Source organism: Paracoccus subflavus (assembly GCF_004310345.1).
GTDB classification, from domain to species: Bacteria; Pseudomonadota; Alphaproteobacteria; order Rhodobacterales; family Rhodobacteraceae; genus Paracoccus; species Paracoccus subflavus.
This window is the reverse complement of the sequence record NZ_SISK01000007.1, coordinates 163345-188413: the sequence shown is the minus strand read 5'-3', so window position 1 is coordinate 188413 and position 25069 is coordinate 163345. Positions and strand designations below refer to the sequence as shown.

Below are 25069 nucleotides of genomic sequence, written 5' to 3'. Positions count from 1 at the left end.
CCTCGCGCGAGGCGATCTGGACGTGGGGGACGCGCGGTTCCTCGGTGCCGATGGCCGGGCCGCCCTCGGCCACGCGCCGCGCAGCATCCGCCATCAGCCTGCGAAATTCGACAATCGCCAGGTCGGACGCCCCCAGCAAGTCGGACGATCGATCCACCCGTGCGCCCATCGACACCCACATCACCAGATCCTGGTTCGGGATGCCCTCGACGCCGGCGAAATGGCCCAGCTTCATCGCCTGGCGGTCCTGAAGGAAGTCGTTCTCCAGCGTCCGCACCGGACGCCACATGTGGTCCACATCGATGCCGGGCAGGGTATGGGTGAACTTGCGCCACTCGACGATCGAAGGACAGGCCCGACCGCCCCAGGCGATGAAATGGAAATGCGACGTCTCGTCGTCGATCGGCACGATCACCGTGGCGACATTGTAGTTGTTGTTCGGCGGGATCAGCGAGGTGAAGGGCGCGATATATTCCGTGATGCGCAGATAGTTGTGCGTCGCCGCGTTGTGGATCGGCTTGCGGATCGCTGCGTAATGGAACCCGTAGGGCGTGGTTTCCGTCTGCATCCGGGGCGAACGGTCCGTCGAGGGCCTGTACCAGGACTTGTCGTCCGAAGCTGCCCCCGCCACCCGTGCCGGTTTCATGTCCGAAGAATGCAGCGACGACGAATGCGCCGAATCGATCTGCCCCTCGGTGATCTGCGCCCAGTTGGCGGGAACCCGCATCTTCAGGATCGCCACGGGCGTGTTGTCGGTCGGGGCGAAGGCGGGCGGCTCGAACTCGGGCGCCTCCCGTTCGGTGTCCAGCCAGCCCCACACGAACCCGCCCCATTCCTGCACCGGATAGGCCCTGTGCTTGACCTTGCTATGCAGCGGCGAATTCTCGGGTTCCGAGGCCATCGCCACGCAGTTTCCATCGACGTCGAATTTCCAGCCGTGATACAGGCATCGCAGGCCGCATTCCTCGTTGCGTCCATAGACCAGTGACGCCTTGCGGTGCGGGCAAAGTTCGTCCAGCAGGCCCAGCCGGCCGTCAGTGTCGCGGAAGCAGACGTATTTGCGGCCGATCGCCTCGACGCGCAACGGCTTGCCGTCAGGCTCCTCGACCTCCTCGATCAGGCAGACGGGTACCCAGTGGCGGCGCATCAGAGCACCCATGGGAGCGTCCCCCTGGACCTTGGTCATAAGGTCGTTTTCCTCCCTCGTCAGCATAGACAGTCCTCCTTCGTTGGATCAGGCCGGCTCAACTGCATCATGATGTCCACCCACGCATGGACAGCAGATTTTCTCACTGATTAAAATACCCGCACATTGACACAGCCTTATTCTAACCATCAAAGTCGGCCCTGAACAGATTGCGTCTGGAGAAAGTTCTTGGATAGTGAAAGAATCAGACTTCTCATGGTGGTCTCCTCTTGCTGTCCCGTGGCCCGCGACATCCGGGAAATTACCCTGCGGCCTGCCGATCCTGCCGCCGGCCCGCTGCCGGCCTTCGAGCCGGGCGCGCACATCACCGTGCAGACCCCCAGCGGCGCGATGCGGCGCTATTCCCTGGTCAATGACGGCACCGAACCGCATGAGTATGTTATCGCCGTCAAGCGGGAGCAGGCTTCGCGGGGTGGTTCCGCCTCGATGCACGATGCGGTCGAGGTGGGAACGGAACTGCTGATCGAACCGCCCGAGAACGAATTCCAACTGGTTCCCTCCCCGCGCTATCTTCTGATCGCCGGCGGCATCGGCGTCACCCCGATCCTGTCCATGGCCGAACATCTGCACCGCGCGGGCAGCCCCTTCAACCTGATCTACTGCACCCGGACGGCAGATGAAGCCGCCTATCTGGACAGGCTGCGGGCATTTCCCGGCGCCGTGATCCATCACGACGAGGGCAAACCCGAAGGATTTTATGATTTCTGGGACCATTTCGAGACCCCCCCCTCCAACATGCATGTCTATTGCTGCGGCCCAGAACCGCTGATGGAGGAGATCAAGGCGCTGAGCGGCCACTGGCCCGAGGGCCGGGTGCATTTCGAGGATTTCGCGGGCGTCGCCGCGGTGCGGGCCGACGATCGCCCGTTCCATGTCACAGCCAGGCGGTCGGGCCTTGAATTCGCCGTGCCCGCCGACCGGTCGCTGCTGGAAGCCGCGCGCGAAGCTGGCATCCCGACGGTCAGTTCCTGCGAAAGCGGCACCTGCGGAGCCTGCAAGACGCGGCTGATCGCGGGCACCGTCGATCACCGCGACATGGTGCTGCGCGACGACGAGAAGGACGACTATATCATGATCTGCGTCTCGCGCTCGGCCGAGGGGGATCTCGTTGTCGATCTCTGACGCAGCCCCGCCTTCCGGCGGCGCCGTCATCGACCCCATCCGCCTGGGCGTTGCCGGTCTGGGGCGGGGCTTCATGCTGACCCTGCCCAGTCTCAGGGCCGATCCCCATGTCCGCCTCGTGGCCTGCGCCGCGCCCCGCCGCGCAAGCCGGGATGCCTTCGTCGCGGAGTTCGGCGGCACCGCCCATGAGGAGGTCGAGGCCCTGGCGGCGGATCCAGCCGTGGAGGCGGTCTATGTCGCCACCCCCCACCAGATGCACCGTGCCCACGCCGAGGCGGTGGCGCGGGCAGGCAAGCACCTTCTGGTCGAAAAGCCCCTGGCGATCGCGCTTGACGATGCGCGCGCCATCGTCGCCAGCGCGCATCGGGCGGGGGTCCACCTGATCACCGGCCCCAGCCACAGCTTCGACCAGCCGGTTCAGCGCGCCTGCGAGATCATCGCGTCGGGCCGGCTGGGGCGCGTGCGCATGATGCATGCGCTGAACTTCACCGATTTCCTCTATCGCCCCCGCCGCCCCGAGGAACTGCGGACCGAGGAGGGTGGCGGGGTGATCTTCAGCCAGGCCGTGCATCAGATCGACATGCTGCGCCTGCTGGCCCAAGCCCCGGCGCGCAGCGTATATGCAATGACGGGCGCCTGGGACGCCTCGCGCCCGACGGAAGGTGCCTATGGCGCTATGATCGGCTTTAAGGGGGGGGGCTTTGCCAATGTGACCTATTCCGGTTACGCCCATTACCTCACGGACATGATGCAGGACGGCATCGGGGAACTAGGCTGGCCGGTCGATCCAGGAACATACGGTGCGGGGCGGCGCGCTCTGGCCTCCCTGGGGAGGCCCGAGGACGAAGCGGCGCTGAAGGGCGACCGCACCTATGGCGCCGTCCAAGCGCCCCCGCCGGCGTCTCATGCTGAACATTTCGGGCCCGTGATCGTCTGCTGCGACCGGGCTGACCTGCGCCTGACCCCCAAGGGGGTCGAGATCTGGGGCGATCTGGAGCGCAGCTTCCTTCCCGCGCCGCCCGATCCCGCGCCCCGCAGCCCGGTCCTGCGCGCCCTGTACCGGGCCATCCGCCGGAACGAGCCGCCCGACCAGGCCGCAGGCTGGGGGCTTTCCAGCCTCGAGATTTGCCATGCGATCTTGGCAAGCGCACGTAGCGGGATGCCGATCAGCTTGGATCACCGATGACTTCAGAAAACGCCCATGCCCCCGACCTGCCAATGCCCCTGCGGATTTCTCTCTGGATGGTGAACCGATGACCCGCCTGACGCTTTCCATCGCCATGGGCGATTACGACCGAACCCGCCCGATCCATGATGGCCGTGCCCCCATCGACGGCGTCGAGCCCGTGACCATGCTGCTGTCGCCCGAGGAGATGTTCTTCCGCGCCTTCCGGCACCAGCCCTTCGACGTGTCGGAACTGTCGCTATCCTCCTATTGCGTCAAGTTGGCGCAAGGGGATTGCCCCTATGTCGGCATCCCGGTGTTCCTGTCACGCGCCTTCCGCCATTCCTCGATCTACATCAGGACCGACCGGGGGATCGAGGCTCCGCAGGACCTGCGGGGCAAGCGGATTGGGCTGGCGGAATGGCAGCTGACGGCCAATGTCTGGGTCCGGGGAATCCTTGAGGGCTACGGCGTTGCGCCCTCGGAGATCGACTGGGTCCGGGGTGGGATGCACAAGCCCGGCCGGCCTGAGAAGATCCCCGTCGCCTTGCCCGACGACATCACCCTCAGCCCGGCGCCCGAGGGTGCCACGCTGGACGAGATGCTGCGGGCGGGCGAGATCGACGGCTATATCGGCCCGCGCAGCCTCAGGTGCTTTGACGAGGGGCACCCGAAGGTGCGGCGCCTGTTTTCCGATGGCGTCGCCGCGGCCTCCGAACACTATCGCCGGACCGGCATCTTTCCGATCATGCACCTGCTGGGGATCCGCCGTGACCTGGCCGATTGCCATCCGTGGCTGGCGGGCGCTCTTTTCAAGTCCTTCGAGCGGGCCCGTTCCATGGCCTGCGAAGCCCTGTCGGACACCTCCGCCACCAAGGTGACGATGCCCTTCGTCGAGGACATCCTCGAGACGGGCCGGACCTTGGCCGGCGGCGCCGAGCTGTGGACCTATGGAGTGCCGGGAAACGAGATGGTTCTGGAAACCTTCCTCGACCTGCATCACCGTCAGGGCCTGTCGCCGCGCCGCCTGTCGCTGGGCGAACTGTTCCACCCGTCGGCCTACGAATCCTTTTCGCTATGAAGCAAGGAGCAGCCATGCCTGTCGCCAGAGAAGCCTTGCCTCCCGGATCGGTGCTGGAACTGGACACGCCGTCCGGCCCGCGTCACATGCAGGTCCTCTACCGCCGCCCGCCCTACCCCGAGGTGGTGCGGCTGATCCGGCCCTCGGCCGAGGGGGGTGACTGCCTCGAGTCGATCGCCCGTCAGGGGGCGGCCCGCATCGCCATGATCGAGGCAAGCGCGCATCTGCAGCAGCACCGCTTGCGCTTTCTCGGCGTGGCCCCGATCCCCGGGGAGTTCCGGTCGGACCACGGCTTTCGGGTTCTGATCCGCGACCGCCACGGCGATGCCGTCTATTCCTGGATCTGGAACTGGGAAGGGCTTCACGTCGCGGATGCGCAGGACGTCGCCGAACTGCCCCTGCGAGAGATCCTGAGCCTCGTTCAGGTCGAAAGGATACTAGCTTCCCTGAACTGAAGGGGCGTCACGGCCGATCGGCGCGCGCGGGATGGTGGCCGCGCTCCTTGGCGCCATCCAGGCTGGCGGCGCGAGGCATGCCACCAATACCAAGCTGCATCCTCGGCGATGGCTTCCGCCGCACCGGCTGCTATGAAGCCGTCGTAGAGTTCGGCCCCCTGCGAACTGTCGTCCCAAGTGACACCATAGGACTGCGACCAGTCCTTGTTCCGCGTCGGATGGTTCGAGCCGTCGTAGTCCACAAGATACGGCGGATCGGTCGCGAACAGCACGGCGCGCTCGCCATTCATCACGCGGCGCACGTCGGCAGGGCTGGTGCTGTCCCCGCAGAGCAGTCGGGGGTCACCGAGGATCCACAGATCGCCGGTCCGCAACGCCGGGTTGCGCGGCGGTTTGGGAATGGTCAGCGGCCGTCGAGGCTATCGGTCTCGGTGAGGTGTAGCGCTTGACCAGCTGAAAGGTCGCGGCCGCACCGTCGCCGGTGCCTATCGACTGATGAGGGGGCGACAGTGTGCCGGATGGAGGCCGCAATAGCCCGATACCACACGAACGCGATCAGCGCCGTTGAGGTGTTGCAGGAACTTGTCGGTCTCGCCAAGGGAGTCCGAGCCGTCCGAAGGCGGGGTCAAGATGAAGGCCTGTCGCAAGATGAGATCGCCTTCTGTGACGCCCTAGCCAAAAAACGAGAGCGCCGTCGAACTGATGGACGCCGATTCCCTTAAGGCTATCGCGCACGAGCTCTTGGTCAGCCTCAAAGGCAGCGTTTCCGTGGATTGGTCACACCGCGAGAGTGCTAGGGCACGAATGCGCGTGCTCGTGAAACGCATATTGCGCAACCACGGTTTCCCGCCAGACCTACAAGATGCCGCTGTGCAAACTGTCCTGCGGCAGGCCGAAGCATTCTCGTTGCAGCGGGCAGTGTGATCCATTCATTGGCTGAGGGTATTTCGATCCAGATTCCGGCCGCCCCCCGGTTGAATTCTCGAAATACGACATGCTATGCACGGAAAAAATCATTACCTTTCAGACTACTGCGCGAAAACCACCAAATCGCTGCAGGCAACAGGTCGGATGCGCTGTCCACCAGCTCTCTGTCAAGATCGAAGATGATGGACCGCATGTCAGGCACTTTCCATGGCGAGAGCGACGCGTGGTTGCAGGGCGCGACCGTCCATGCCGTCGACTGGCAAGCCCAAATGCGCCATGACCGTCGGGGCGATGTCGGTGATCGATGTTTGCCCCTTGTGGATCGAGCCAGCCTCAAAGGCCCCGCCGACGGCTAGCAGTACGGGACGACTTTCGTAATAGCCTCGGCCACCATGCATGCCGCAATGCGTACGCACAGCGTCCTCGTCCTCGTTGAATCGGGTGGCCATCGCGGAAAGGCCACGCACGCCTTTTATATTGGTATCATCGATCTTGGCCATGTCGATGGCGATGACGTCGGCTCCGGGGATCTGGCCGAGTTTGGGCAAATCCTCGCCCTCTATCACCTCTTCAACCCAGTCTCGCTCTCGCAGCCAGTCACCGACCTCGGCCTTGCGGGCAAGTGCGGGACCGGCGAAGTGGATGAAGGCCGAGCAGCCCTGCGGCACCACTATCAGTTCGGGGCTGTCCAAGTCGGCCTTGAACCCGGCCTCGAACAGACGCCGCTCTACCGGCACCACCTCGGTCACGGATTCATGGCCATGATCAGAACCGAGCATGAACAGCACGTCGTGCCCCGCGTCGCGCAAGCGGCCCACCGCTTCGGCAACCTGCGCTACAAGCGTATCCGCCTGCGCCAGCGCCTGAAGGTGCAGATCCGATCCCAGCGGCGCTGCGTGCATCGACACATCCGGCTCGGACAGCCAGAGCGTGGCCACGGGGGGACGACGCTCTAGCAGGACGGCGATGAATGCCTCGGTCACAACACGGTCCCCGGCATGGCCCGGTGTCGCGGGCAAGGGGGGCATCGCGCTACGACCGGGCGCATAGCTTTCGTGGCGGTGCAGCATTTGGGCGTGGCTATAGCTGTCATGGAAGAACGCCGCCCCCGGCGAGACGTTCGAGGCAATCAGCGCGGTCCCTAGCCCCGCCACCCGCTCAGACATCGCAGGACGGGACAGCATGCGGCCGTAGTGAGCGCGATAGGTGTCAAAGAACTCGGGCTTGCCGGCATTGTGGTATTCGAACCCGCCCGGCACCGGCAGGGCGACCGCATTGCCGCGCAGGCCGTGTGCCAACGGAAAGCTGCCCGTGGCGATCGAGGCCGAGGAGGCGCGGGTGGCCGAGGGAAAGATGCCGCGGTGATTGTCGTGCCAGGCGCCTGCACGGCGCAGCGCGGCCATCGTGGGCGTGGTCGCATCGGTGATGAAATCGGGACGATTGCCATCGCAGATCACGATGACGGCTATCGGATGGGTCATGGGGTCGGTCCTCAGAACAGGGCCGCGGCAAGGGGGCGCGGCGGAAGGGTTGTGGTGGTGCGGTCAGCCTCGGTCCAGTTGCTGGCGTCGGTCGACAGGAACAGGCGCGGTCGGATCACGCTGTGACGCAGATTGATCCCATCATAGCTCCAGAGCAGATAGCCGGTGCGCAAGGGGCGCATGGCAGACACGGGACCGTCGGGCACGTTGACGAACGAGGTGGCGGGCGCGGTCACGACCGCCATCCCGTCCCATTCAGCCACGCTGTGTCGATGAATATGGCCGGCCGCGATTGCCAGCACGCCGCCCGTCCTGCAGCAATTCAGAAGCCAGCGGCGGCGATCGAACATCAGGCACTGTGTTGTGATGGCCCGATCCTCGGGATCCGCGGTAAATGGCGGCAGATGCAGGAAGACCAGCACCGGTCGGCCGGCGCGATCGGCCAACACCGCCTCGACGAACGCGGCCTGCCGGGCCTCATCCGGATGGCCCGAGCCCATCAGCGCGGTATCAAGCCCGATCAGGCGCAGGCCCAGACTGTCGCGTTCAAGGTCATGGACCCACCAAGACGGCCCGACATGGGTGCGCCAGGCCGCAAGGCGACGGTCATCGACCTGCTGGTTCAGGCGCGAGGCACCCGGCGCCTCGCCCACGTCGTGATTGCCCGCAACGGCGCGCCAAGGCGCGGGCAGGGCGTCATGCGCCGCCCGCGCGAAGGACAGATCCTCGGGGTTGTCCGGCCCGTTGAACGACAGATCCCCCGAGTTGACGATCAGATCGGGTGTCTGCGCCCGCATCTCGTCAAGGAACACCGGCCAGTTCGCCGTGAACCAAGCATGGCTCTGAGACAGGTGCGTATCGGATACCTGAACGATCTCAAGCGGACGCTGCGAACTGGCCGATGCCACTGTCAGGCCCCAAAAGTCAGATTGTCGGGACGCAGGTCCATGAAGTAGAAGGTGGTTGGCCGCCACTGGATCGACCGGCGGATCGCATAGGCCTCGAAGGGCTGGTAGAGGATCGTGCCGGGCACTTCCTTTTCCCATTCGTCCAGCATGGTCACGAACAGCGCCTTGCGCTTGGCCGGATCGGTTTCGGCCTCAAGCGCCATACCGGCGGCATTGAAGGCTTCGCGCGATTCGGGCGACCAGATGTCCGTCGACTGGACCTCGCCGCCCGGCCCCCAGGACACCCAGAGCGCGCCTAGCGGGTCGGGCAGGCGGGTCGAATTCGACCAGTTGGAGATCTGCGAATTTCCTTCCTCGCGCATCTGGGCGCTGGTCTCGACCACTTGAAGCGAGGCGTTGAGGCCGACGGCCTTCCACATCTCGATCATCACCTGCGCCGCTTCGAGGGCGTTGGTGTAATAGGCCGGCTGGCTGCGATAGATGATTGGCTGGCCAGCATAGCCCGCCTCCTGCAGCAGCATCTTGGCTTTTTCGGGATCGAAGGGCAGTGAGCGGCCCTCGACATACATCTGGCCGAATTCGGGGTAATTGTGGCTGGCGGGAACCTTGGCCAAGCCCAGCCAAAGAGTATCGACCAGCTTCTGGCGGTCGATGGCGAAGGACAGGGCCTGCCGGATGCGTCGGTCAGCCAGGACCGGATCGCGGTTGTCGAAGATCAGGGTGTGGCTGTTGGCCAGCCCGCGCGCATAGGGATGCGCGGGATCGCGGAACAGCGCGGCGGACGAGGCGACCTCGACGACACGCCCCGCATACATGACGGCGACGCGCCGGCAGGTCTGCGAAATGACGCCAAGGTCATGGCTGATCAGCACCATCGCCATGCCAGTGTCGCGCTGAACCTGAGCCAGTAGGTCCAGTATCTGCGCCTGGATCGTCACGTCCAGTGCCGTCGTCGGTTCATCGGCGATCAGCAGATCGGGCTCGCCTGCCAAGGCGATAGCGATCATCAGGCGCTGTTTCTGGCCGCCCGAGAATTCGAAGGGATAGCGGTTCAGCCGGTTCGCGGCATCGGGAATTCCCACCTGATCCAGCAAACGCCGCGCTGCGGCCCGCGCCGCCTGGCCCGCCAGACCGCGGTGCAGCCGCAGGGCCTCAGCGATCTGGGTGCCCACCCGCATCATCGGGTTCAATGCGCTACCGGGGTCCTGCGGAATCAAACCGATGCGCCCGCCCCGGATCTTCTTCATCTGCGCGTCCGGGGTTTGAAGCAGGTCCTGACCCGAGAACAGGACCCGCCCCGTAAGGCTGTCTACCTGGGACATTGAGGATCGATCATGCTTGAGGCGAAAAACCTGTATTCCTACTATGGGAAGAGTCCGGTCCTGCAAGATATCAGCTTCTTGCTTGAGAAGGGCCAGCTCCTAACTGTCTTGGGGCGCAACGGCGTAGGCAAGACCACGCTTATGCGCAGCTTCATGGGGCTAACCGACCGTCTCGATGGCAGCCTGACCATCGAAGGAACCGAAATCGCACGGATGCGGACGCCCGACCGTGCGATGCTGGGTATCGGCTATATCCCACAGGGGCGCCATATCATCCCCCGGCTGACGGTGCGCGAGAATATCATAATGGGGACCTATGCCCGTCGCGACGGCAAGCGTGGCATGCCCGATCTGGTGTTCGAACTGTTTCCAATCCTGCGAGACTTTTTGGACCGTCGAGGCGGCGATTTGTCAGGTGGCCAGCAGCAGCAGCTTGCCATTGCCCGAGCCTTGGCTATGGACCCTAAGATCCTGATCCTGGACGAACCTACCGAAGGAATCCAGCCCAATATCGTCAAGCAAATCCACGACATCATCGTGCGGCTGAATCGAGAACTCGGCTTGACTGTGATCCTCGTCGAACAAAACGTGCCATTCGCACGCGAGGTATCGGACCGGTTCCTGGTGATCGATAAGGGCCGGGTCGTGATTGCAGGCGCCGGTGCCGACCTGACCGACGATATCGCAGAACGCTACCTGACTTTCTAAGCAGAGGGGTCACTCTACCTGCCCTAATCCAACCAGAGAGGAGAAAGCCGAATGAGACACGGAGACATTTCATCCAGCCCGAGCACCGTCGGTGTTGCGGTTGTCAACTACAAGATGCCCCGTCTGCACACCAAGGACGAGGTTCTGGCGAACGCCAACAAGATTTCGGACATGGTGGTTGGCATGAAGCAGGGCTTGCCGGGGATGGATTTGGTGGTATTCCCCGAATACTCGCTCCAGGGCATCATGTATGACGAGAAGGAAATGTATGATACGGCCGTCAGTATACCCGGTGAAGAAACCGAAGTATTGGCGCGCGCCTGCCGCAAAGCGAATGTCTGGGGCATCTTCTCGCTCACCGGCGAACGGCACGAGGACCATCCCCGCAAGCCGCCCTACAACACTCTGATCCTAATGAACAACAAGGGCGAGATTGTCTCGACCTATCGCAAAATTCTGCCTTGGTGTCCGATCGAGGGCTGGTATCCCGGCGGATCCACTAGCGTTGCCGAAGGGCCATATGCTCGCGGCGGCACTTGAGAAGGTGCGCTGTTTAGACATTGTACAGCTGCGCGAAGCCCTGCTGGGCGCAACCTTTAACGCACCGCAGGGGCAGGTGAAAATCGATCCTGACAACAACCATACCTATCTGCATTCTCGGATCGGCAGGGTCGATGAAGCCGGCGACTTCGTTGTACTGCGCGAGGTGGTCCGACCGATAAAGCCTGACCCCTATCTCGTCCTTCCTGATTTGAACGACCGGATATTTAGGCTACGAAAGATAGAGATCAAAAAGCGCAGGGGGTAGGAACATTTCTCACGTCACGCGCAGGAAAGCCATCAGATGACGGATCTGATTGGCAGTCTCCGCAACCTAAACGTCCTTGTGCTGCATCCCCGGGATGCCGACGCAGACGACTTGATCCAGCAGATCAACCGCATCGGCTGCAATGTCGAAACTCTTTGGCCACCTCCTGAAGTGCAACTCCCTCCCTTGGATGTCATCTTCGTTGAGATCAAAGAGTCGATCTCTCCTGCGCTGGCAAAGATATTGTCTTCTCGTCCCGAACAGAAACCTACACTTGTTGGCATTATCGCCTATGAAAACCCGTCGGTGCTGGCAGGAATTCTGGAACTCGACGTGCACGCTGTGCTGAGCAAGCCGTTGCGCGCCTTTGGGGTTTTGAGCAACTTGTTGATGGCTCGGCGCACATGGCAGATGCGGCAAGAGGCGCTCAAGACGGAGGAAAAGCTGCGTCAGAAGCTGGAGCAGATTCAGACCATCACTGAAGCTAAGTTCATTCTGATGCGTCATCACGGTATCGACGAACAGGAAGCCTACAAAGTTATCCGAAGCCACGCAATGACGCGGCGGTCCTCTACCGTTGAGATTGCAACTGCAATTATCTATGCGGACGGTCTCCTGAACAATCTCAAAGTCCGAAAGTGAGAACTTGGCCGCGCACAACGCCAATCTGGCACGTGGAAAATAAGGTCCTCCGCTCTCTATCATTCAACACGTCTAGTTAACCTTCTTTCTGTGCTATTCATGGAAAGGAGGATCTAGCCAAGGTCGCATCGAAGGCGCCAACTCCGTTATGATCATGCGGCAGGAGGTCATTGACCCGTCGCTTCGGATGCTTGTTGCGCAACGGAAAGCCCATCTCGTTGTAAATTCTGCGGGTTTTCTTGATGTTCACCCGCCAACCTTCCCGTCGCAGCAAGACGTGAATGCGCCGGTATCCGTATCGCACCCGCGTTTGGTAGATCTCCCTAATCCTCAGTACTAAAGAGGCCTGCCCGGTTCGGCAGGATTTGTAATGGTAGCTCGACGGATCAAAATGCAGGGCCCCACACGCCTGGCGGACCCTGTGCGACGAGCTTTTGAACGAGGCCCTGTTCCCGTCCCTGAACCACGTCCGCGCCACGCTCGCGGCCTGGCGGAAAGACGACAACACCGAACGCCTGCACTCGCGCCTCGGCTGGCAGAGGCCTTCCGAGTTCGGCCAGACCTTCACCCCGCAACGGGGCCTGACGCTGCGCAACCCAAAAAGCTCCGCGCCAACCCCCTCCGCGGAAGCCCCCGTTGCCCAACCCCCCAAACAGGCAAAACTCAAACCCGGAGTCTCGCTCACGCTGGATAAAAGTTGGGGGCAACGTCACTGTGAGACGCGCGAACCACCCTTTGAGCACAACGCGATTCAATTTGACCTGCCACCTAGCGGGCCAGAGCTATCCCAAGGCACTCGGCGCTGACGTCATAGAACCTTTCGAATGGCGCCAAGCCCGTCAGATACAGGACTCAGATGAGAGACCGCGTCAGACATTGGCGTCAGCGTCCCTCCGTCAGTCCCAGGGCCATGGCGGTGATGGTGCCTGCGTCGATGCCAAAATGGGCGTAGAGATCGGCGATCGTTCCGGTTTGCCCGAAATGATCCACGCCCAGCGGGATGGTGCGATGGCCGGCCACGCTGCCCAGCCATGACAGCGTCGCGGGATGACCGTCTATCACGGTGATCAGGGCGCAATGCGCAGGCAATGGTCGCAGAAGCGTCTCGATATGGGCTTCGGCCGCGCGATTGCCGCGCGCCCTCGCCCGCTGTGCGGCCGTCCAGCCCGCGTTGAGCCTGTCCGCCGAGGTCACCGCCAGAACGCCCACGTCGCGCCGGTTTTGCGACAGCGCTCCTGCGGCGCGAATGGCCTCGGGTGCGACAGCGCCTTGGTATGCTATCACCACATCGCAATTCGGGCCTGGCCGGCGCAGCCAGTAGGCGCCGTCGACCGCCCCCTGTCGGAACGCGTCGTCGACGCGGCGGCCCGGCTGCTCGATCGGGTTCGTACTCAGGCGCAGATAAACCGAACCGCCGGCCTCGTCGCGCAGCCATGTCCGTTCGTCCGGGGTGCCATCGCCGCTGCGCTGCAGATAGTCGAAGGCCCAGGTCATGATCACCGCCAGCTCGTCCGCGAAGGCGGGTTCGAAAGCGGCAAGACCGTCTTGGGCCAGTCCGATCAGCGGCGTGCCGATCGACTGGTGCGCGCCCCCCTCGGGGGCGAGCGTGATCCCGGAGGGCGTCCCGACAATCATGAACCGTGCATCTTGGTAACAGGCATAGTTGAGCGCATCGAGGCCGCGCGCGACGAAGGGATCGTAGACCGTCCCGATCGGGAAAAGGCGTTTTCCGAACAGGCTGTGGCTTAGCCCCGCCGCGCCCAGCAGCAGGAACAGGTTCATTTCGGCGATGCCCAGTTCGATATGCTGCCCCTCCGGCGCGAAGTCCCAGCGGGCGGTCGAGGGGATGCGGTGTTCAATGAACGCATCCGCCTGTGCTTGGCGGGCAAACAGCTTGCGGCGGTTCACCCAAGGCCCAAGGCTTGTCGTGCCGGTCACGTCGGGCGACGTGGTGAGGATGCGGGCGGACAGATCGCTGCTTCCCTTTGCAAGCGAATCGAGAATTTTCCCAAAGGCCGCCTGGGTCGAGATCTCCTGCTCCGGCGGGGCCGGCAGGTCGGGCACGGCGATCCGATCGTCGTGATAAAGCCGCTTGCCGCGGGAAAAGAAGGGCACCTTGTCCAGGAATTCCTGCAGTCCGGCCGGATCCGTGACGGCTGCAAGGCGATCCCATTCCTGCCCCGGCGGGACGCCCATCCGGGTTTGCCAGTCCTGCATCTGCGCCTTGGTCATCAGGCCGCCATGGTTGTCCTTGTGCCCGGCGATCGGCGTCCCCCAGCCCTTGATCGTGTAGGCCAGAAAACAGGTCGGCCGGTCGTGATCGACGGCGGCAAAGGCTTCGGCCATCGTCTGCACGCAGTTGCCGCCAAGGTTTTCCATCAGCGCCGCCAGGGCAGGATCGTCGCGCCGGTCGATGAGCGCCGACACCTCGCCCTGATCGCCCAGATCCTGCATCAGTCGGGCGCGCCACCTGGCCCCGCCCATATAGGTCAGCGCCGCATATTCCTGGTTCGGACAGCGGTCGATCCAGTCGCGCAGCGCCGCACCGCCCGGTTCGGCAAACGCGGCGCGCTGGAGGGCGCCGTACTTGACCCGCACGACATCCCATCCGAACGCATCGAAGATCTTCTCGATCCGCCCGAACAGGCCCTCGCGCACGATGCCGTCCAGCGACTGCCGGTTGTAATCGATGATCCACCAGGTGTTGCGCAGGTCGTTCTTCCAGCCTTCCTGCAGGGCCTCATAGATATTACCCTCGTCAAGTTCGGCATCGCCCACCAGCGCCACCATCCGCCCCAACGGCCGACCGGCGCCCCACGGCTTGGCCGCCACGTAATCCTGCACGATCGAGGCAAAGGACGTGATTGCCACGCCCAACCCCACGGAGCCGGTGGAAAAGTCGACGTCGTCAATGTCCTTGGTACGGGAGGGATAGCTTTGCGCGCCCCCCAAGCCGCGGAAGTTCTGCAGGTTCTCGCGGGTCTGGTTCCCCATCAGGTAGTGGATCGCGTGGAACACGGGCGAGGCATGGGGTTTGACGGCCACCCGGTCCTCGGGGCGCAGCGCGGAAAAGTAGAGGGCCGTCATGATCGACACCATCGACGCCGAGGACGCCTGGTGGCCGCCGATCTTGATCCCGTCAACCTTGGGCCTGAGATGATTGGCATTGTGAATCGTCCAGTGCGACAACCACAGCAGGCGCTGCTCGACGGTCTTCAGATGCGATGCGGACATGCGACTCCCCGGATTTAAATGTTCACGCCAGACTAGCACCGACGCCAAGGCGTTTCATTGCGACTTGCTATCGTGAAAGGAGGGGCTATAGCGGAAGTCTCTCAGGGATCGGGCTTTGGCGATGGAAAACCCTACGATCGACGAATTCGACCTGCGAATCCTCCGCGCCCTTTCGCGCGACGGGCGGATGTCCATCCATGCGCTCAGCGTCGAGTCCAGGCTTAGCCCGACGCCGGTCGCCCGCAGGCTGAAGCGCCTCGAATCCAGCGGTATCGTTACCGGCTTCGCCGCGCTGATAGACGAGGAAAAGCTGGGTTTTGGCGTGTCCGTCTTCGTATCCGTCCGGCTCGACCGGCAGATCGACGAGGCCCTTGCGGTTTTCGAGGCTGCAATCGAAACCCTGCCGGAGGTCGTGGATTGCTGGCTCATGACCGGCAACCGCGACTATCTCCTGCGGGTCGTGACGCGCAGCATGCGCGAATTCGAGATCTTCCTGGTGCAGCAACTGACCCGGATCAAGGTCGTCGCAGCCATTGAATCGTCAATCCCGCTGCGAAGGGTCAAGGCCGGGCGGTCTCGGATGCTGTAGGACCGGCGGCCGAGGCCGCTATGCTTGCTTGCGTCATCCGAGTCTGTTTGTCTGGCGACAATCCTGTTCTGGTTATTCAGGCAAGCATGGCTTGGCGAAGTGCCACACCGCGTCGTGCCGGGTCGAGAGCAACGTCGGCCATGTGAAGCACCTCTCCCGCAGCGATGTCGCGCAATAGCAGGACATCATGCGCCAGCCCGATGGGCAGCAGCGCCTCGGCCCGGCTGCGTGCGGCTGGCACGGCCTGTCCGTAGACGGTCCAGCCTCCCTCGCCATCAAGCCTCTCGCCTTTGCGCAGCGGGCGTTTGGCCACCGCGACGGCGTCGCCGCGCCATTCCCGGGTCTGCCCCGTGGCTTCGCCGCGCAGGGCGACCGAAAGGACCGAAATCGACAATTCCAGACCGATCAGGTGGAAGGGCTTGTACATCGCCGCATAGCGTCCGCTGCTGTCCGTAGGCAGGCCGTATTGGCGGAAGCACCCAGCGGCATAGTCATTGGGTGCGCGCAGCACCACGTAGACTCCCCAACGCAGATCCCGGAAGACCGCGCGCCCGTCGCGTTCGAGCGAGGAGACAACTTCCACCATGCCATCGCCGTCGAGATGGCCCCCCACATCGCGAGGGCGCAGCACATGCGCCAGATCGTCCACGCCGCACGGGGGAAAGGCCAGGCCCTTGTCGGACAAGTTGAGCCCGCAGGCATTGGATATGGCCGCAGCCTCGATGGCGGATTTGGTGCCATCGAGAAACGAGTTGAACATTTGCGGGTTCATCCCCGCCGCGTGTGCCTCTGCAGAGGTCAGGCCGTAATGCTGCCAGACATCGTCAGGCGTGACCTGATGGTAGCCGGGCAGATATTTGGTGCCCTTGCCGGCGGCGGCGACCTCGAAGCCCGCGGCGCGGGCCCAGTCCACCATCTCGCTGACCAGTGCGGGCTGGTCACCATAGGCCATCGAACAGACCACATTCGCCGCGCGCGCCTGCGCAGCCAACTCCGGCCCGGCCAGCACATCGGCCTCGACATTGACAAGCACGACATGCCGGCGCGCCGCAATGGCCGCTTCCGCATGCTGGATTCCCGCTTCGGGATTGCCTGTCGCCTCGATCACCACATCGACTTCGGCCCGCGCGGCGTCGCTCCCGTCATCGGTGAACCGCGTGGCGCTGATCCGCTCATCGTCCCAGCCGACGGCACGGCACGCCGCACGCGCGTTGTCGGGGTTCAGATCCGCGATCACCGCGACCTCAAGCCCGGCAACCGTGGGAACCTGCGACAGGAACATCGAGCCAAACTTCCCGGCTCCGATAAGCGCCACGCGGACAGGGCGTCCTGCGGCCGCACGTTCGGCGGCCAGTCGTGAGAGATTCATGTCTGTCCGCTCCGTTCCTGCAGAACTGTTCCTTCCATTGATGCTATGCGCCAATAACAAGAGCAAGTGCGCACCGGCATTTGCCCTTGCCAGAACACCCTCAGCTTCAGGCGCTTTCGCGGCCTCCCGCCTAGGCAGCGCCGGATCCATCTGCCACGCTGACTTTCCCTGTAAAGGAGCATCCCGTGAACACTCCAAGTCTATCATCATTACCGGCGCGGACAGTGGTATTGGTCGTGCCACCGCCCGTCGCTTCCTGAACGCAGGCTGGCGCGGAGGGCTTCTTGGCCGCTGACAGGACAAGTTGGCAGCGCGCGCGGCAGGTGCGGCAGCAGTACTGGTCCTGTCCTGTGACGGGACAGATGCCGCAGCGGTTGATCTAGCCTTCGACCGCGCAGTCGCAGCTTGGGGACGGATCAACGCGCTTTTTTAATAATGCTGGCGGGGCCTCTCCTCGGCGACGCTGGACGAAATCAACCCTGACGAATTTCGCGCGGTCATAAACGTCAATGTTATCGGCGTATTCAACTTTGCCCGCGCTGCCTTCGCGCGGATGAGAACTCCGCGCCCCGCAGGCCGGTCGGATTATCAACAACGGCTCGATATCGGTCTATGCTCCACGGCCCGGATCGATCGCCTATACCGCTTCTAAACACGCAGTCACCGGTATCACCCGGACAATCTCACTGGACGGGCGACCTTTCAACATTGCTTGCGGACAAATCGATATCGGAAACGCCCTCACTAAGTGGACCGCGAGCCTGAAGCAGGGGGTCATGCAGGCCGACAGGTCGATCAGACCCGAACCAGTGATGGGTGTTTCGGTCGTGGCCGACACGGTACTTCAAATGGCCCAGCCTGCCCGTTGGGGCGAATATGCAGTTCGTTACCGTAATCCGCGACGATCAGGTCGTTCTCTTCATCCGTCCACGCCCTGTTCGACATTGCGCCAGGCTATGGGCACGAAGTCTGTTTGTCATCAGAGACTTTCCGCAGGGTCTTGGTTCGCTTCGAACGCTGCCGCCTGACGTGGGGGTCGGCCGCCACGAAGCCGCCCTTCTGACTGCCCTGCGCCTTCGTGTCGGTCTCTGTCACCGGATTTTTTCGCGAACGGGCCGAATCCGTGAACACGGCAACCCAATGGAATTACAAGGATGTTTCTCGCCGTCCCGTGACCATCAACGGGCCCTCGACGAGAGAGGCGGGCTATTCGGAGACCCATTCTGCGTCAAGCGCCCAGTCTCCGAAGGGCAGATAGCCCTGCCAACGCCCGTTGGAAAAAAAAGAAAAAATGGTCCAATCAGGGCCGATGGACGGATTCAGTATCTGAGTGTGGCGGAGAGGGTGGGATTCGAACCCACGGAACCCTTGCAGGCTCAACGGTTTTCGAGACCGCCCCGTTCGACCACTCCGGCACCTCTCCGCGCTTGGGTGGTGAGGCGGGGATTTAGAGGGGCGGGGCTTGAAGCGCAAGTGGTTTTGGCGAAAAAAGGCCGGCGTGACGACTAGGATGGATGCCCGATGCTGCGCCTGCTCTGCCTTTGCCTGATGATTGGTCTGTGCGGACCCGTGGCCGCGCAACCCCGGATGCCGTTTCCGCAGGTTGCGCGACTGGTCTGGGATACCATGCGGCTGGATGATCTGGCGCCGCTTATCCGGGACGAGGCCGTGGCCGAAGGCGCCCTTATGGGTGAAACCCTGTTTCCAGGCGGGGAAACGGACCGGTGGGCAGAGATCGTGGCGGCGATTCATGATCCGGCGCGTCTCAGGGTTCTGTTTGTCGCGGGAATGACGGCTGCGCTTGCCGGGACAGACCTGCGTGACCTCCAGGCGGGACTTGATTTCTATCGCGGCGATCTGGGGCAGCGGCTGCTGGAGCTGGAAATCGTCGCCCGCCGCGCGATGCTGAACGAAGCGGTCGAGGATGCGGCGCGGGCTGCCTTTGCCAGGGCACAGCAGGACGGCACCCACAGGGCCGAACTGATCGCGCGACTGATCGACACTGCCGATCTGGTCGAACCGAACGTGGCCAGCGGATTGAACGCCGCGATTGCGTTCGCGCAGGCTTTTCAAGGCGCCGGGGGGCTGCCCATGCCGATGACGCAAGAGGAAATCCTGACCGATGCCTGGGCGCGCGAACCGCAGTTGCGGGCCGATGCGCAGGACTGGATCGGAGCGTATCTGTTCCTGGCCTATGCGCCCCTGACGGATGCGCAGCTTGAAACGGCCATTGCCTTTGCCGGATCGCCGGGCGGACGGGCCATCGCGCGGCTGATGCTGGCGGGTTTCGATACGGCGTTCCTGCAGGTGTCCCGCGACATGGGGGTGGCCGCGGCCATCGAAATCAGGGCGCGTCCGTTGTGAACGGCACCTGGCTGCTGGTCGGCGTTCTGGCCGAAGATTCGATGCTGGACGCTTTGGGTCTGACCGGGGATGCGGTCGCCTTGGCGGGCCGCCTTGCCGGGGGCGCCAGGGCCGGCATCGACCGCGATGGCTGGCCCCGCTTGACGATGGGGCAGGGGATCATCGCTGCCCGCCGCGTCGTTCCCAACAAGGCACTGGACCGCTATGCCCGCGTCATGGGTCTGACACCGCAGCCCTTTGGATCGGACCTGATCCTGGGGCTGGGATCGGGCGGCGCGGAGGGGTCGCCGTCTCCTGATCTGGCTGCCGAGATCGCCCGGCAGATCCTTGCGGCGCCGGCCATGCTGTCGCCCGATCGCCTTGCCGCGCGGCTGCCGATGATCGGCGTCTGGGCGGCATCGGTTCTCAGGGGAAGGAGCAGCCCGCCGTCGGGCGGCGGTCTGGTCGCCCTGCGCGGGCCGGACGCTGTGCGGGTCGAGGCAGCCGAGGAGCCTTTCGCCGGATATTTCGCGGTGCAGGTATCGCATCTGCGTCATCGCACCCATGCGGGGGGCATGTCGCCCGTGATGCGCCGGGAAACCTTCGTGTCGGGCGATGCGGTGGTCGTGCTGCCATGGGACCCTCGGCGCGACCGGGTTCTGCTGATCGAACAGTTCCGCATGCCGCCGTTCCTGCGGGGCGATCCCCAGCCATGGCTGCTGGAGACGGTCGCCGGTCGGGTTGACGCGGGCGAAACGGTAGAACAGGCCGCCCGGCGCGAAGCGCAGGAGGAGGCCGGTCTGACCCTGACCCGGCTGTTTCCCGCCATCAACTGCTATCCCAGTCCCGGCGCCTTTGGCGAATACCTGTACCTGTTTGCAGGGGTCGCCGATCTGCCCGACGGCATTGCGGGAATCCATGGCCTGGAAAGCGAGGCCGAGGACATTCGCGGCCATGTGATCGACCGGGCCGACCTGACCCGGATGGCTTTGGAAGGCCAGCTCTCCAACGGCCCGCTGGCCACCCTGGCCCTGTGGCTGGAACTGCGCATCGGCACGCTGAGGGCGCAGTTGGACAACCCCTGACCCTTGGGCGGGGTTGTGCCGTGGCAGACCCGTTGTGTAGGTATCGCGGAACTGATCCAAGACCGGAAGGTTGCCTGACCATGCGCATCTGCTCTGACCTGGCCGACATGATCGGCAATACCCCCCTGATCCGCCTGCGAAAGGCAAGCGAGGCGACCGGCTGCGAGATCCTGGGCAAGGCCGAGTTCCTGAACCCGGGTCAATCGGTCAAGGACCGCGCCGCGCTGTATATCATCCGCGACGCCGTGGCCCGGGGCGACCTGCGTCCTGGCGGCACCATCGTCGAAGGCACCGCCGGCAACACCGGTATCGGGCTGGCGCTTGTGGGCGCATCGATGGGATTTCGTTCGGTAATCGTGATCCCCGAAACCCAGAGCCAGGAAAAAAAGGACATGCTCCGCCTTGCCGGCGCCACGCTGGTCGAGGTTCCTGCGGCCCCGTACAAGAATCCCAACAACTATGTCCGCTATTCAGGGCGGCTGGCCGAGGCCCTGGCGCGCACCGAACCCAATGGTGCGATCTGGGCCAACCAGTTCGACAACATCGCCAACCGACAGGCGCATCTGGAAACCACCGGCCCCGAGATCTGGGAGCAGACCGGCGGCAAGGTCGATGGCTTCATCTGCGCAGTCGGATCGGGCGGCACGTTGGCGGGTGTTGCCATGGCCCTGCAAGCCAAGGGCGTGAAGATGGGTCTGGCCGATCCCGAGGGCGCGGCGCTGCATTCATTCTATACCACCGGGGAATTCGACTCGCCCGGAAGCTCGATCACCGAAGGAATCGGACAGGGGCGCATCACCGCCAACCTGGAAGGCTTTACCCCCGATTTCAGCTATCGCATCCCGGACGCCGAGGCCCTGCCAGTGGTCTTCGACCTGATGGAACACGAGGGGCTCTGCCTGGGCGGGTCGTCCGGGATCAACGTCGCGGGCGCCATCCGCATGGCGCGCGACATGGGGCCGGGCCATACCATCGTCACGATCCTGTGCGATTACGGCAACCGGTATCAGACCAAGCTGTTCAACCCGGACTTCCTGCGCGCCAAGGGGCTGCCCGTGCCGGGCTGGCTGACGCGGGACGCACCGGCCATTCCCGAAGTCTACGAAGGCTGAGAGCCATGATCCGCGCGTTCCTGGCCGTTGTCTTGGCGGTCATCGTCCTGGCCATGTCGTCCGCACTGGCCCAGCAAGCGGGCGGCCCCGATTACGATGCATGGGACCGGATGGCCGCGCAAAGCGAGCGGTTGATCGCCAATGATGACACCACGGCGGCGCAACTGAATCAGATCAGGGGCAATCTCGTGGACTGGCGGCGCCGGTTCGAGGAAGGCCGGAACGTCAACGCCGACCAGATCGCCGCCGTCCAGTCTCAGCTTGATGCCCTGGGCCCCGCCCCCGAGGAAGGCGCCACCGAACCGGACGACATCGCCGCGCGCCGCTCTGATCTCCAGGAGGAACTGAGCGAATTGCAGGCCCCGCGCGCCACCGCGACCGCCGCATTCGAACGGGCTGACGCGCTGATCCGCAGCATCGATCAGGAACTGACCGAACGTCAGGTCAATGAACTGGCACGGCTGTCGACATCTCCTCTGCTGCCGCAGAACTGGGCCCTTGCGGCGTCCGAGTCCAAGCGGCTTTTCGACGGGATCGTGGAAAACACCCGGTCGCGCATTGCGCAGCAGGCGAACTGGACCCAGTTGCGGCCGCGCCTGCCCGAAGTCCTGGGCTATCTGGTCACGGCGCTGCTGCTGCTGACCTTGGGTCGGCATTGGGTGGATCACCTTCCCTCGCGCCTGTCGGCACGGGCGCATGACTATTCGCGGGCCGTCGTCGCCTTTATCGTTTCGCTGGCGCAGATCGTGCTGCCGATGATCGGCATCTATCTGCTGATCAGCGCCCTTATGGCCACCAATGTGTTCGGTCCCTGGACGCGGCCCTTCCTGTTCGCGCTGCCGGTCGCGGGCGTGATCCTGTTCGGAAGCGCCTGGCTGGTCAGGCAATTGTTTCCAACCAGGGCGATCGCTTACGACACGCTGAACATGTCCCCCCAGGATCGCACCAAGGCGCGCTGGCTGACCGCCACGCTGGGCATTGTCTTTGCGGTCCATCATGTCGCCTCGGCTGCCTTCCTGCCCCTGTCCGGACTGGTCGAACGCAATCAGCACTTGCAGCGCGTCCCGATGGATTTCGCCGAAGGCGCGGCGGTGGTCTGGCATTTCGTGCTGATCGTCGTCGCGGCGGTCCTGCTGTTCAGGCTGGGCTCGATCCTGCGCAAGCTGAAGGCCGAGGGCGACCGGGCAGGGGGCTATCGCCATCGCGTGCTGTCCCTGGCCGGAATGGCAACGCGCATCATCAGCATCGTGGCGGTGGCGGCTGCGGCCATCGGCTATGTCAACATCGGCAATCTGGCGATCTGGCCTTGGATCAACACGCTGGCGATGCTGGGCGTGCTGATCCTGTTGCAGGATTTCATCGCCGATGTGTTCAACATGCTCAAGCGTGGCCAGGAAGGCGCGCGGGACGGGCTTGCGCCGCTGTTGATCGGCTTTGCCCTGGTATTGCTGTCGATCCCGGTGTTCCTGCTGATCTGGGGGGCCTCGCTTACCGAGCTTGCCGAATACTGGAACCGCTTCCGCCAAGGGACCACCCTGGGCGGGATACGATTGTCACCGGGCGCGGTGCTGACCTTTCTGGTGGTCTTTGCCGTCGGTTATTCGCTGACACGCGCCGTGCAGGGGGCAATGCGCAATTCCGTGCTGCCCAAGACCAGGCTGGATGCGGGCGCGCAGAATGCGGTTGTGTCGGGCCTGGGCTATGTCGGCATCTTTCTGGCCGCGATGCTGGCGATCACCTCGGCAGGCATCGACCTGTCGTCGCTGGCCATCGTCGCGGGCGCCCTGTCGGTCGGTATCGGCTTTGGGTTGCAGAACATCGTGTCGAACTTTGTTTCGGGAATCATCCTGCTGATCGAACGACCGGTCAGCGTGGGCGACTGGATCAGCGCGGGCGGCCAGCAGGGCATCGTCAAGCGCATCTCGGTCCGCTCGACGCAGGTCGAAACCTTCGACAAGCAGCAGGTGATCGTTCCGAACAGCGACCTGATCAGCCAGCCGGTGACGAACTGGACCCGGCAAAGCAGGACGGGCCGGATCATCATCCCGATCGGCGTCAGCTATGGTTCCGACACCCGCAAGGTCGCCCGCATCCTGACCGAGATCATCGAGGACCAGCCGCTTGTCACCATCGACCCCGCGCCGCTGGTCCTGTTCCGGGGCGTCACCGTGGACAGCCTGAATTTCGAGATCCGGGCAGTCATCTCGGACATCGGATCGGGCCTTGGGGTCACGTCCGAGGTGTATCACCAGATCGTCGAGCGATTTCTGGCCGAAGGCATCGGGATGCCCTTCACCACGCGCGACACCTGGCGTCTGGGGGGCGACGAGCCGGACCGGACATCCCCCACGGACCCGCAGATTCCTCTGCCGCTGCCCGAGATTCCTGACGGAAACGAGATCCGTGACGGAAAGCGAGGCTGATCCCGGTCAGCGGGCAGGGGCGGTGTCGATATCCGCCAGCCCTTCGCGCGACAGCAGGATCGCCACGGGCCGCAACCATGGCACATGCCAGCAGACGATCATCACGGCAACCATGATCGGCACTGCCAGAAAAGCCCCGGCAATGCCCCAGATCGCCCCCCAGAAGGCCAAGGACAGGATGATCCCGAAACTGGACAGTTGCAGCGTCTGGCCGGTCAGCATGGGATCGAGAATGTTGCCGATCACGAAATGCACCGCCATGCAGGCAATGCCGACGACGATGGTGGTCGTCGGATCGCCGGTCAGAACAAATGCCAGGGCCACCGTAATGGCCCAGGCGATGACCGACCCGACATTGGGAATGAAGTTCAGAACAAAGGTCAGCCAAGCCACCGCACCGGCCAGTTCCAGCCTGCCCAGCAGAAAGATCGCCCAGACGGCCAGGGCGGTCAGGGCACTGACGAATGTCTTGACCACCAGATAACGGTTCACCCGCCGCATGATCGAGGCGCCGATCAGCCGCAACCGTGCCGCCTGCGCCGGATCGCCCGTCAGCCGCTCGACCTTGACCGGCAGCCAGGCCCGCTCGGCGAACATGAAGCCTACGAACAGGATTACCAGCAGGCTGCCCGACAGCAGTCCCGATGCCTGTCCCGCCAGCGACTGCAGCCAGCCAGTGATGTTGAATTCGGTCAGCGCGGCCAGCAGGCGGGTCTGCGCTTCGGGCCCGAACCGCTCGATCAGCCCGGTCAGGGCGATCTGGACGCTTTCGGTATAGGCGATGGCGCGGCCTACCACCTCGTTGATCTGGGACATGATGGTGGTGGACAGCCAGATCAGGCCCAGCGTGATGCCGATCAGGGCCAATGTCGTCGCCAGCCAGTTCGGCACCCGCAGCCGGATGGAAATCGCGTTGATCGCGTCCGATGTCAGGGAAAACAGGATGATCGCGATGGCCAGGCAGATCAAGACGAAGCGCGCCTGGAACAGCAGGAACAGGATCAGCGAAAAGGCGATGATGCCCAGGAACCCGGTTTGCAGCCTTTGGCGCAGCACGTCTTCGCTGGATGGAGTCACGCTGGTTCCTC

The 25069-nt window shown here is 63.7% G+C and carries 23 protein-coding genes, 1 tRNA gene and 3 pseudogenes; 17 read left to right on the top strand and 10 right to left on the bottom strand.

Features of this window, described 5'->3' with window-relative positions:
* Positions 1 to 1159, bottom strand: a 1159-nt coding sequence (locus EYE42_RS11040; RefSeq protein WP_246020742.1) for a Rieske 2Fe-2S domain-containing protein, incomplete at its 3' end; no start/stop codon positions are given.
* A 243-nt stretch (positions 1160 to 1402) separates the two neighbouring features.
* Between EYE42_RS11040 and EYE42_RS11035 the strand changes: the two genes are divergently transcribed.
* From EYE42_RS11035 to EYE42_RS11020, 4 genes are all read left to right on the top strand, one after another.
* The gene (locus tag EYE42_RS11035; protein ID WP_130991372.1) at positions 1403 to 2329 is read left to right on the top strand and encodes a PDR/VanB family oxidoreductase; all 927 of its coding nucleotides are present in this window, start codon (positions 1403 to 1405) and stop codon (positions 2327 to 2329) included.
* On the top strand, positions 2316 to 3515 hold the full coding sequence (locus tag EYE42_RS11030; protein ID WP_246020740.1) for a Gfo/Idh/MocA family protein: 1200 nt from the start codon (positions 2316 to 2318) through the stop codon (positions 3513 to 3515). Before EYE42_RS11035 ends, EYE42_RS11030 begins: the two co-directional genes overlap by 14 nt.
* Positions 3516 to 3582: 67 nt before the next feature.
* Positions 3583 to 4575 carry an ABC transporter substrate-binding protein gene (locus EYE42_RS11025; RefSeq protein ID WP_130991371.1) on the top strand — a complete coding sequence of 331 codons (993 nt, stop codon included), beginning with the start codon at positions 3583 to 3585 and terminating at the stop codon, positions 4573 to 4575.
* A gap of 14 nt (positions 4576 to 4589) precedes the next feature.
* Positions 4590 to 5030, top strand: coding sequence for a hypothetical protein (locus EYE42_RS11020; protein WP_130991370.1), 441 nt, complete (start codon positions 4590 to 4592; stop codon positions 5028 to 5030).
* 62 nt (positions 5031 to 5092) lie between these two features.
* Here the strand turns inward: EYE42_RS11020 and EYE42_RS11015 are convergent.
* Positions 5093 to 5440, bottom strand: a pseudogene (locus EYE42_RS11015) (DNA methylase); the annotation flags it as partial.
* Positions 5441 to 5548: 108 nt separating this feature from the next.
* On the opposite strand from EYE42_RS11015, the gene EYE42_RS16585 reads away from it, so the two are divergent.
* Positions 5549 to 5752, top strand: coding sequence for a type I restriction enzyme endonuclease domain-containing protein (locus tag EYE42_RS16585; protein WP_211657925.1), 204 nt, complete (start codon positions 5549 to 5551; stop codon positions 5750 to 5752).
* On the top strand, positions 5733 to 5954 hold the full coding sequence (locus tag EYE42_RS16580) for a type I restriction enzyme endonuclease domain-containing protein (RefSeq protein WP_211657924.1): 222 nt from the start codon (positions 5733 to 5735) through the stop codon (positions 5952 to 5954). Before EYE42_RS16585 ends, EYE42_RS16580 begins: the two co-directional genes overlap by 20 nt.
* 197 nt (positions 5955 to 6151) lie before the next feature.
* Here the strand turns inward: EYE42_RS16580 and EYE42_RS11000 are convergent, their stop codons facing one another.
* The 3 genes from EYE42_RS11000 to EYE42_RS10990 are packed head-to-tail and all read right to left on the bottom strand — an operon-like array spanning position 6152 to position 9668.
* A complete protein-coding gene (locus EYE42_RS11000; protein ID WP_130991369.1) occupies positions 6152 to 7438 on the bottom strand; it encodes an alkaline phosphatase family protein in 1287 nt (428 codons plus the stop codon).
* A gap of 11 nt (positions 7439 to 7449) precedes the next feature.
* Positions 7450 to 8346, bottom strand: a complete 897-nt coding sequence (locus tag EYE42_RS10995; RefSeq protein ID WP_165455767.1) for a metallophosphoesterase family protein — start codon at positions 8344 to 8346, stop codon at positions 7450 to 7452.
* A gap of 2 nt (positions 8347 to 8348) precedes the next feature.
* Positions 8349 to 9668, bottom strand: coding sequence for an ABC transporter substrate-binding protein (locus tag EYE42_RS10990; protein WP_130991367.1), 1320 nt, complete (start codon positions 9666 to 9668; stop codon positions 8349 to 8351).
* A 12-nt stretch (positions 9669 to 9680) separates the two neighbouring features.
* On the opposite strand from EYE42_RS10990, the gene urtE reads away from it, so the two are divergent.
* The 4 genes and pseudogenes from urtE (at position 9681) to EYE42_RS10970 (ending at position 11826) form a co-directional block, all read left to right on the top strand.
* The gene (gene urtE / locus EYE42_RS10985) at positions 9681 to 10376 is read left to right on the top strand and encodes an urea ABC transporter ATP-binding subunit UrtE (protein WP_130991366.1); all 696 of its coding nucleotides are present in this window, start codon (positions 9681 to 9683) and stop codon (positions 10374 to 10376) included.
* Between the two features lie 51 nt (positions 10377 to 10427).
* Positions 10428 to 10895, top strand: a pseudogene (locus EYE42_RS10980) (nitrilase-related carbon-nitrogen hydrolase); the annotation flags it as partial.
* A gap of 1 nt (position 10896) precedes the next feature.
* Positions 10897 to 11184, top strand: coding sequence for a transporter substrate-binding protein (locus tag EYE42_RS10975; protein ID WP_130991365.1), 288 nt, complete (start codon positions 10897 to 10899; stop codon positions 11182 to 11184).
* 36 nt (positions 11185 to 11220) lie between these two features.
* The gene (locus EYE42_RS10970; RefSeq protein ID WP_130991364.1) at positions 11221 to 11826 is read left to right on the top strand and encodes an ANTAR domain-containing response regulator; all 606 of its coding nucleotides are present in this window, start codon (positions 11221 to 11223) and stop codon (positions 11824 to 11826) included.
* Positions 11827 to 11977: 151 nt separating this feature from the next.
* Here EYE42_RS10970 and EYE42_RS16355 read toward each other — a convergent pair.
* A pseudogene (locus EYE42_RS16355) lies at positions 11978 to 12244 on the bottom strand (IS3 family transposase); the annotation flags it as partial.
* A gap of 16 nt (positions 12245 to 12260) precedes the next feature.
* Between EYE42_RS16355 and EYE42_RS16575 the strand changes: the two are divergent.
* Positions 12261 to 12632: an integrase core domain-containing protein gene (locus tag EYE42_RS16575; protein ID WP_165455765.1), complete on the top strand. Its 372-nt coding sequence runs from the start codon at positions 12261 to 12263 to the stop codon at positions 12630 to 12632.
* Between the two features lie 76 nt (positions 12633 to 12708).
* On the opposite strand, the gene EYE42_RS10955 is transcribed toward EYE42_RS16575, so the two are convergent.
* On the bottom strand, positions 12709 to 15060 hold the full coding sequence (locus EYE42_RS10955) for a transketolase-like TK C-terminal-containing protein (RefSeq protein WP_130991362.1): 2352 nt from the start codon (positions 15058 to 15060) through the stop codon (positions 12709 to 12711).
* A 121-nt stretch (positions 15061 to 15181) separates the two neighbouring features.
* Between EYE42_RS10955 and EYE42_RS10950 the strand changes: the two genes are divergently transcribed.
* On the top strand, positions 15182 to 15649 hold the full coding sequence (locus EYE42_RS10950) for an Lrp/AsnC family transcriptional regulator (protein WP_130991361.1): 468 nt from the start codon (positions 15182 to 15184) through the stop codon (positions 15647 to 15649).
* A 76-nt stretch (positions 15650 to 15725) separates the two neighbouring features.
* Here EYE42_RS10950 and EYE42_RS10945 read toward each other — a convergent pair whose 3' ends face one another.
* The gene (locus tag EYE42_RS10945) at positions 15726 to 17018 is read right to left on the bottom strand and encodes an NAD(P)H-dependent oxidoreductase (protein ID WP_130991360.1); all 1293 of its coding nucleotides are present in this window, start codon (positions 17016 to 17018) and stop codon (positions 15726 to 15728) included.
* Positions 17019 to 17602: 584 nt separating this feature from the next.
* On the opposite strand from EYE42_RS10945, the gene EYE42_RS16540 reads away from it, so the two are divergent.
* Complete coding sequence (locus tag EYE42_RS16540) at positions 17603 to 18046, top strand: SDR family oxidoreductase (protein ID WP_342772710.1); 444 nt, start codon at positions 17603 to 17605, stop codon at positions 18044 to 18046.
* Positions 18047 to 18351: 305 nt separating this feature from the next.
* On the opposite strand, the gene EYE42_RS10935 is transcribed toward EYE42_RS16540, so the two are convergent.
* A tRNA-Ser gene (locus EYE42_RS10935) sits at positions 18352 to 18441 on the bottom strand.
* 98 nt (positions 18442 to 18539) lie between these two features.
* Here EYE42_RS10935 and EYE42_RS10930 point away from each other — a divergent pair.
* From EYE42_RS10930 to EYE42_RS10915, 4 genes are all read left to right on the top strand, one after another.
* Positions 18540 to 19382 carry a DUF2059 domain-containing protein gene (locus EYE42_RS10930; RefSeq protein ID WP_130991359.1) on the top strand — a complete coding sequence of 281 codons (843 nt, stop codon included), beginning with the start codon at positions 18540 to 18542 and terminating at the stop codon, positions 19380 to 19382.
* On the top strand, positions 19379 to 20446 hold the full coding sequence (locus tag EYE42_RS10925) for an NUDIX domain-containing protein (RefSeq protein WP_130991358.1): 1068 nt from the start codon (positions 19379 to 19381) through the stop codon (positions 20444 to 20446). The genes EYE42_RS10930 and EYE42_RS10925 overlap by 4 nt, the downstream gene beginning before the upstream one ends.
* Before the next feature lie 80 nt (positions 20447 to 20526).
* Entirely contained in the window at positions 20527 to 21558 is a 1032-nt protein-coding gene (locus EYE42_RS10920; protein WP_130991357.1) for a cysteine synthase A, read from the top strand.
* A 5-nt stretch (positions 21559 to 21563) separates the two neighbouring features.
* Positions 21564 to 23981, top strand: a complete 2418-nt coding sequence (locus tag EYE42_RS10915) for a DUF3772 domain-containing protein (RefSeq protein ID WP_130991356.1) — start codon at positions 21564 to 21566, stop codon at positions 23979 to 23981.
* Between the two features lie 6 nt (positions 23982 to 23987).
* On the opposite strand, the gene EYE42_RS10910 is transcribed toward EYE42_RS10915, so the two are convergent.
* A complete protein-coding gene (locus EYE42_RS10910) occupies positions 23988 to 25058 on the bottom strand; it encodes an AI-2E family transporter (RefSeq protein ID WP_246020738.1) in 1071 nt (356 codons plus the stop codon).
* Between the last annotated feature and the right edge of the window lie 11 nt (positions 25059 to 25069).